At 47.5% G+C, this 6,000-nt stretch carries 4 protein-coding genes and 1 pseudogene; 2 read left to right on the top strand and 3 right to left on the bottom strand.

Annotated features, from left to right (window positions below; translation table 11 throughout):
* Positions 1-155: 155 nt before the first annotated feature.
* From gcvP to gcvT, 3 genes are all read right to left on the bottom strand, one after another.
* Entirely contained in the window at positions 156-3,053 is a 2,898-nt protein-coding gene (gcvP, locus tag KUL49_RS07170) for an aminomethyl-transferring glycine dehydrogenase (RefSeq protein ID WP_131136859.1), read from the bottom strand.
* Positions 3,054-3,174: 121 nt separating this feature from the next.
* Complete coding sequence (gcvH, locus tag KUL49_RS07175; RefSeq protein ID WP_014950360.1) at positions 3,175-3,564, bottom strand: glycine cleavage system protein GcvH; 390 nt, start codon at positions 3,562-3,564, stop codon at positions 3,175-3,177.
* A 26-nt stretch (positions 3,565-3,590) separates the two neighbouring features.
* Positions 3,591-4,670, bottom strand: a complete 1,080-nt coding sequence (gene gcvT, locus KUL49_RS07180; RefSeq protein WP_076012846.1) for a glycine cleavage system aminomethyltransferase GcvT — start codon at positions 4,668-4,670, stop codon at positions 3,591-3,593.
* A 142-nt stretch (positions 4,671-4,812) separates the two neighbouring features.
* Here gcvT and KUL49_RS07185 point away from each other — a divergent pair, with 142 nt between their 5' ends.
* Both KUL49_RS07185 and KUL49_RS20910 read left to right on the top strand, forming a co-directional pair.
* Complete coding sequence (locus KUL49_RS07185) at positions 4,813-5,661, top strand: LysR family transcriptional regulator (RefSeq protein WP_131136860.1); 849 nt, start codon at positions 4,813-4,815, stop codon at positions 5,659-5,661.
* 128 nt (positions 5,662-5,789) lie between these two features.
* Positions 5,790-6,000 (top strand): annotated as a pseudogene (locus KUL49_RS20910) (transposase); the annotation flags it as partial.

Raw genomic sequence — 6,000 nt, forward strand, 5'->3', positions numbered from 1 at the left:
TTGTCTAAAGCGGTCCCCCAAGATTCAACAGAAGGAGAATCACTCCGCTCTAAAAGTAACCGTTTAAGTCCTAGAGCTTGGAAAACAAAAAAGGCGAACCATCCGGTTCGCCTTCCAAATCAATCAAGCTCTATAAGCAACGCCGCTAAAAGAACCTACTCCTCAACATAGCTCTCAATGCTAGGGCAAGAGCAGATCAGGTTACGGTCGCCGTAAACGTCATCAATACGGTTAACCGTTGGCCAGAACTTGTTTCTGTGTACTTCTGGTGCTGGGTACGCCGCTAGCATGCGGTCGTAGCTGCGGTTCCAGTCGCTGTCACAGATGTCAGCTAGCGTGTGCGGTGCGTTGTGTAGCGGGTTGTTAGTCGCATCCCACTCACCGCTTTCTACTTTCGCAATTTCTTGGCGAATACTAACCATAGCGTTAATGAAACGGTCTAGTTCGTACTTCGCTTCCGACTCGGTTGGCTCAATCATAAGCGTACCCGCTACTGGGAAGCTCATGGTTGGCGCGTGGAAACCGTAGTCGTTCAGGCGCTTCGCAATGTCTAGCTCGGTTACACCGCTTGCTTCTTTAAGCGGGCGAAGGTCAATAATACATTCGTGCGCTACGCGGCCGTTGTTGCCTTTGTAAAGCACTGGGAAGTGCCCTTCTAGCTTCTTCGCCACATAGTTAGCGTTAAGAATAGCGACTTCAGTTGCACGGCGAAGGCCTGCGCTACCCATCATTTTGATGTACATGTAGCTAATAGGCAGAATTGATGCACTGCCCCATGGTGCTGCCGATACCGCACCACAGTCTTTGCCTGCCGTTTCTACGTTAACAACCGTGTGGTTTGGTAGGAAAGGCGCAAGGTGCGACTTAACACCAATTGGTCCCATACCTGGGCCACCGCCACCGTGTGGAATACAGAAGGTTTTGTGTAGGTTAAGGTGCGACACGTCTGAACCAATGAAGCCAGGTGACGTAATGCCCACCTGCGCGTTCATGTTCGCGCCGTCCATGTAAACCTGACCGCCGTATTGGTGAACAATGTCACAAATCTCGCGTACGGTTTCTTCATATACACCGTGAGTTGACGGGTATGTGATCATGGCGCACGATAGGTTATCGCCCACTTCTTCCGCTTTTTTGCGAAGGTCGTTAAGGTCTACGTTACCTTTGCTATCACACGCTACAACTACCACTTTAAGGCTAACCATTTGCGCAGACGCAGGGTTAGTACCGTGGGCAGAGCTTGGAATTAGACACACGTTTCTGTGACCTTCGCCACGGCTTTCATGGTAACGCTGAATAGCCAATAGGCCTGCGTATTCACCTTGAGCACCTGAGTTAGGCTGCATTGAAAGCGCGTCGTAACCTGTTACGTTAATTAACCACTCGCTAAGCTCGGCAATCATTTCTTGATAGCCCGCTGCTTGGTCTAGTGGTGCAAACGGGTGAAGCTGACCGAATTCAGCCCATGTTACAGGGATCATTTCAGCCGTTGCGTTTAGTTTCATGGTGCACGAGCCCAATGAAATCATTGAGTGGTTAAGCGCCAAGTCTTTGTTTTCAAGGCTCTTGATGTAACGAAGCATCTCTGTTTCAGAGTGATACTTGTTAAACACTTCGTGGGTTAGGAAGTCGCTAGTACGTACTAAACCTTCAGGAATAGATTTTACGTCTTGCGTGGTTACTTCTGCATCCAGACCTTCCACTGATAAGCCGTGTTCTTCACCAAGCAGTACGTCGAATAGCGCAACAATGTCTTCACGTGTGGTAGTTTCGTCTAGCGACACACCTACCGCACCTTCAAGGTCAGCACGTAAGTTCATGCCTTTTGCATAGGCTTTCTCTAGTACGTCTTCTTTGTTGCTTACCATTACGGTTAGCGTGTCGAAGTACGTGCTGTGCTTAAGAGCTACACCTTTTTGGTTCAAACCAGTAGCAAGAATGTCGGCGAAGCGGTGAATGCGCTCAGCAATAGTTTTAAGGCCTTGAGGGCCGTGGTACACCGCGTAGAAGCTTGCCATGTTGGCTAACAGCACCTGCGCTGTACAAATGTTCGAGTTCGCTTTTTCGCGGCGAATGTGTTGTTCACGAGTTTGTAGCGCCATACGAAGTGCTGGGCGACCACGGGTGTCTTTACTTACACCAATAATACGGCCAGGTAATGAACGCTTGTAGCTGTCGCGTGTAGCAAAGAATGCCGCATGTGGGCCACCATAACCCATAGGTACACCAAAGCGCTGTGCACTACCAAGTGCAACGTCTGCACCTAGCTCGCCAGGAGACTTAAGCATTACCAAGCTCATAAGGTCAGCGGCTACTGCCACAATACCTTTTTTCGCTTGTACTGCAGCAATGATGTCGCTGATGTCTTTCACTTCACCGGTAGAGGTTGGGTATTGAAGTAGCGCACCGAATACGTCGTGTTCTGCTGCTTCTTCTGCCGCACCTTTGATGATTTCAAAACCGAACATTTCAGCGCGAGTTTCTACCACGTCAACCGTTTGCGGGTGAACGTCGTTTGCAATGAAGAACGCATTCGCTTTTTTGTTCTTAGATACGCGCTTAGCAAGGCCCATGGCTTCTGCTGCCGCTGTACCTTCATCAAGTAATGACGCCGATGCTAGCTCTAGGCCAGTTAGGTCAATGGTCACTTGTTGGAAGTTAAGAATGGCTTCCAAACGACCTTGGGCAATTTCTGGCTGGTAAGGCGTGTACGCTGTGTACCAACCTGGATTTTCTAGCACGTTGCGAAGAATAACGTTTGGTACGTGGGTATCGTAGTAACCCATACCAATGAAAGAACGGTTAATTTTGTTCTTTTGCGCAACGGCTTTAAGTTCACTTAATGCTTCAACTTCTGTCGCCCCTTCACCACATTTTAGTGGCTCTGGTAGCGCAATACCTGCCGGTACAGTTTGCTCAATTAAATCGTCTAGTGAGCTTGCACCAATAGCAGACAGCATTTCTTCAATTTCGCCTTTACCCGGGCCAATGTGACGGCGGATAAATGTATCTTTTTGCTCTAGTTGAGCCAATGTAGGGGAAGTATTCGACATAACGTTGTTAAGCACTCGTAATGGTTGCCGCAAGGGCGCGTTAAATCTTTAAGTTAAAAAGGGGCTGAATTATCTTCATGCCCCTTTTCAAATTATGGTTCTTTTAAAACTGCGTAACGAATTACTCTTCGTCGATGCTGTTTTCGTAGCCTTCAGCGTCTAGCAGACCTTCTACTTCTGCCGCATCGTCAGCTTTAATTTTGAATAGCCAACCGTCGCCGTATGGGTCAGAGTTAACTAGTTCTGGTGAATCTTCTAGGTCTTCGTTAATTGCTACAATTTCACCTGAAATTGGCGCGTAAACGTCAGACGCTGCTTTTACCGATTCAGCAACACATACGTCGTCGCCAGTGCTTACTGCGTCGCCAACATCTGGCAAATCAACGAAAACCATGTCGCCAAGTAAGCCTTGTGCGTGCTCAGAAATACCTACAGTGAAAACACCGTCACCTTCAGGGCGAACCCATTCGTGCGTAGCGGCATAGCGTAAATCAGTTGGGATGTTGCTCATAATCGTTCCTGTTATTCTCTGTTAACTTATAAAACACTTTTTCCATTGCGAACAAAGGAGGGCTTAACCACTTTTACTGTAACCCACTTTTTGCGCATTTCCACTTCTACTGTTTCACCAACATCACTTGGTACTCGTGCCATCGCAATTGAGTGACCTAGTGTTGGAGAGAACGTACCTGAAGTGATAACGCCTTCGCCGCTTTCTGTTTTCACTTTAAGACCGTGACGCAGCACGCCTTTTTCAGTCATCACCAAGCCTACTAGCTTGTCGGTACCCGCTTCGCGCTGCGCTTCTAGTGCTTTGCGCCCTACGAAGTCACGATCAGCCGGTTCCCATGTAATTGTCCAGCCCATGTTGGCGGCTAGTGGCGATACGGTTTCATCCATATCTTGTCCGTACAGGTTCATGCCTGCTTCAAGGCGAAGTGTGTCGCGAGCCCCTAGGCCGCATGGCTTAACACCCGCGTCTAGCAGTGCTTGCCAGAAGCTTTCTGCTTGCTCCGCTGGCACCATAATTTCGTAGCCAGCTTCACCGGTATAGCCTGTGGTAGCAATGAACAAGTCTTCTGCTTGTACACCAAAGAATGGCTTCATGCCCGCTACCGCTTCTTTTTGCGCTGCGCTGAACAGGTTAGCGGCTTTTTCTTTTGCGTTAGGGCCTTGTACGGCAATCATGGCAAATTCAGGGCGCTCGGTGATGGTTACGTCAAAGCCTTCTGCTTTGCTCATTAACCAGTTCATGTCTTTTTCGCGCGTTGCTGAGTTAACCACTAAACGATAGTTAGTTTCGTCGAAGTGATAAACGATAAGGTCGTCTACAACACCGCCTTCTTCGTTAAGCATGCCGCTGTATAGCGCTTTGCCTTTGTCTTTTAATTTTGCCACGTCGTTGGCTAAAAGATACTGAAGATACGCTTTGGCTTGCGCGCCTTTTACGTCAACAATGGTCATGTGAGACACATCAAACATACCGGCGTCTTGACGCACAGCGTGATGCTCTTCAATTTGTGAACCATAGTTAATTGGCATATCCCAGCCGAAGAAATCGACCATTTTCGCACCCGCTTCTAGGTGCTTTGCGTGTAAGGCGGTGGTATTAGACATTCCACTTACTCTTTTTAATTTGAAAGGTAGAAAACGAAATTGAGTATAGTGAGCTAACGTTTATGCAACAAATTGGAATTTCTTATCAATACATTTATATTTATAATGTATTGGTTAAACTACATTAAGATTGCAAATCAACATGAAGCAGCTTTCCCTTGATACCTTACGTACCTTTGTTAGCGTTATAGAGCTTGGTGGCTATGCAAAGGCAGGCGACTTTTTGGGTCGCTCTCAACCTGCTATTAGTTTACAAATCAAAAAGCTTGAATCGCAGCTAGACCGAAAGTTGTTCACCAAGGTAGGTCAGCGTCACGTACCTAGCGCCGATGGCAACTGGCTTTATCCAAAAGCGAAAGAACTGCTAGAGCTTAACGACAACATCTTTCGAAGCCTTACTCCTGCGCCACTTAGCGGTAGATTACGCTTGGGCATTCCCAACGAATTTGCCTCTACCCTACTGCCGGGCTTAATTGGTGAGTTTTCGAAGCGTTACCCAGATGTATCGTTAGAAGTAACGTCGGCGCTAAGTCGCGATCTACTTCACCCGTCTCAACGAGATCACTTCGATTTAATTCTGGCACTGGTAAACCCTGGCGAGCAAACCGAAGGTGAAGTGGTAATAGAAGACGATGTGGTATGGGTAGGTGATACCGCTCACCCATTAGTGGGGAATAACATTCCGCTAGTGCTAGCGCCGGATGGCTGTATGTACAGAAGCCGAGTAATTGAACAGCTTAAGCAGCAAACCTTTGCTTGGAAGATTAGCTACACCAACGCCGATTTAGGCGGACTTGTTGCTGCTATCCAACAAGGCCTTGGCGTGACTGCATTGGCGAAGTCGAGCTTACCGGCAAATTTAGCCGTGTTAAACCACCCGCATTTACCTAAGTTGGGAAAGGTCAATATTTGCCTATTTAACCAAGACACCCAACACCCAGTTATCAGCAAAACCCTCGCAGAATTCTTCAAAGTACGCCTAACCCAGTAAAAAAGGGGTCAGAGTCTGAGGTATCCCCACAGATAATATAACGATATCAGTGAGATAAAAAAAGATAGGAACATTCATGACGTTTGGTGATCAGATCAATCGCCAAACTTCACTGAGGCCAAACAGCCATGAATGCTCTATCTATTGTGAACAAAGTCGTTACGCTTGTCAGCTACAATATGCATAAAACTCGTCTAAGTGCGGTCACGGCGTGCGTCAAAACTCTACTTAATGGAAGCGCTGCAACTGTAACCAGCATAGGTCGAGGAATTAATACTAAAGACTTTGAAAAACATCGGATTAAACGTGCTGACCGCTTGCTCTCAAACCCGCATTTAG

The sequence above is a fragment of the Alteromonas sp. KUL17 genome (assembly GCF_006538305.1).
Taxonomy (GTDB): Bacteria; Pseudomonadota; Gammaproteobacteria; order Enterobacterales; family Alteromonadaceae; genus Alteromonas; species Alteromonas macleodii.

Excerpts from the sequence above, each read along its gene's own strand:
- gcvT (WP_076012846.1), bottom strand. The coding sequence starts at position 4,670 with ATGTCTAATACCACCGCCTTACACGCAAAGCACCTAGAAGCGGGTGCG.
- gcvH (WP_014950360.1), bottom strand. The coding sequence starts at position 3,564 with ATGAGCAACATCCCAACTGATTTACGCTATGCCGCTACGCACGAATGG.
- gcvP (WP_131136859.1), bottom strand. The coding sequence starts at position 3,053 with ATGTCGAATACTTCCCCTACATTGGCTCAACTAGAGCAAAAAGATACA.
- KUL49_RS07185 (WP_131136860.1), top strand. The coding sequence starts at position 4,813 with ATGAAGCAGCTTTCCCTTGATACCTTACGTACCTTTGTTAGCGTTATA.